Source organism: Hominimerdicola alba (assembly GCF_900109655.1).
GTDB classification, from domain to species: domain Bacteria; phylum Bacillota; class Clostridia; order Oscillospirales; family Ruminococcaceae; genus Hominimerdicola; species Hominimerdicola alba_B.
The window spans coordinates 1-1,676 of the sequence record NZ_FOAT01000046.1 but is presented as its reverse complement, the minus strand read 5'-3'; the positions used below and the strand labels follow the sequence as shown (position 1 = coordinate 1,676).

Sequence of the window (1,676 nt, the reverse complement as noted above, 5' to 3'; positions counted from 1 at the left end):
GGCTCTCCCTCAAATATCCGTAAATCTCTTGATTATCCCCCTTAGATATGCTATAATAATATCAATATCATATCAAGGCGGTGATTCTACATGACATCTTTAGATATCAATAAGTTCTTTCCAGAGCAACTTAAAATACAAGAGATTTCTGAAACTAATGAAAAGATCAGCATAGAATTGGAATCTCAGACAAAGCAGGGAATCTGTCCATGCTGCGGCGTTGTCAGCCAAAGTTGTCATGGTACTTATGTAAGAAAAGTACAGGATCTTCCGATGATGGGAAAAGCCGTCATTTTGCAGATAAAGGCTTATGAATACAACTGTGAAGACCCTGATTGTGAAGTTGTTTCTTTTGTGGAAACGATAGACGGATTTTTGAATTATTACTCCAGAAAAACCGAAAGACTTGCAGATCTCATCTGCGCGATTGCACTTGAAACGAGTTGTGAGGGTTGTTCAAGGATATGTAAGGCGATGAATATCACTATTAGTCCAGACAGCGTTATCCGTCTCTTGATAAGAAGATATGAAACTCAACCAGAACCGATTTGCAGTTCAACTATCGGAGTTGATGACTTCGCTTTTGCAAAGAGAAAAACGTATGGAACAATAATCGTTGACAATGATGATCATACTCCAGTCGCAGTTCTTGAGGGCAGAGATAAGGATACACTGAAAAGATGGCTTGAAAAGAACAAACATATTAAAGCTGTCACACGGGACAGAGCAAGCGCGTATGCAGCCGCAATAGAGGAAACTCTCCCGGCTGCAATGCAGATAGCCGACAGATTTCATCTTCATCAAAATCTGCTTGAAGCAGTCAGAGGAGCACTTAACGGCAGTATTCCGTCGACAGTCAATATACCCGTAAATGCGAAAGACTATGTTCATGACGAAGATAATGCTATTAAAAAAACCGCTAACCGCAAAAAATAACGCCTCTCAAAATGCTCTGCTGAATCCCGAAAAGGTAAGGCTTTATGAGGATATACACAAATTGCATGATGCCGGATACAGCTTGCGAAAGATCGAAAAAGTACTTCATTGCAGCCGAAATACAATACAAAAGTATCTTCATGGAGATATTATATCTGTGTGTACGCCGACTCTTATGAGTGGCGTGAACAAATATCACGATCATATTGTCAGAGAATTATCAGCCGGCAAGTGCAGAAGTGTTCTGTATCGAGAGCTTCTGACGATGGGTCTGACTTGTAAAAGGACAGCGGCATATGATTATTTTAACCGTATCATAAAGTTGTATAATATCGAGTTAACCCCTCTTGAAAGCTGCACACCCGAACAAAAGCAATTAAGAAAAAATATCCGAAAATATGTATATATATCACGAAAGAAGATATTTGATTATCTATGGTTAGACAGTGACCTTGAGATCGAACCGGAGCATTTTGAATATTTGCTGAATAAATATCCCATCATAATCAGCCTTAAAGTATGCATCCGGGAATTCAGGGAAATATTTGATAAAGGCTATCAGGCATTGCTATATTCTTTTATAGACAAATACAGTACCTGTGCAATCAAACTTATAAGAAAGTTCTCGGAAAGTATGAAAAACGATCTTGAAGCTATTGAGAATGCCGTGTCGTCGCCTTTATCAAACGGATTTGTCGAAGGCACAAACAACAAGGTCAAAATGGTGAAACGTACAATGT

At 39.0% G+C, this 1,676-nt stretch carries 2 protein-coding genes; both read left to right on the top strand.

The annotated features are described in order from the left end of the window. Positions 1-90 precede the first annotated feature (90 nt). The gene (locus BMY75_RS17420) at positions 91-936 is read left to right on the top strand and encodes a transposase (protein WP_074836465.1); all 846 of its coding nucleotides are present in this window, start codon (positions 91-93) and stop codon (positions 934-936) included. Next, positions 890-1,676 (top strand): transposase (locus tag BMY75_RS17415; RefSeq protein WP_170844351.1); only part of this gene is annotated, 787 nt, incomplete at its 3' end. The genes BMY75_RS17420 and BMY75_RS17415, both read left to right, overlap by 47 nt.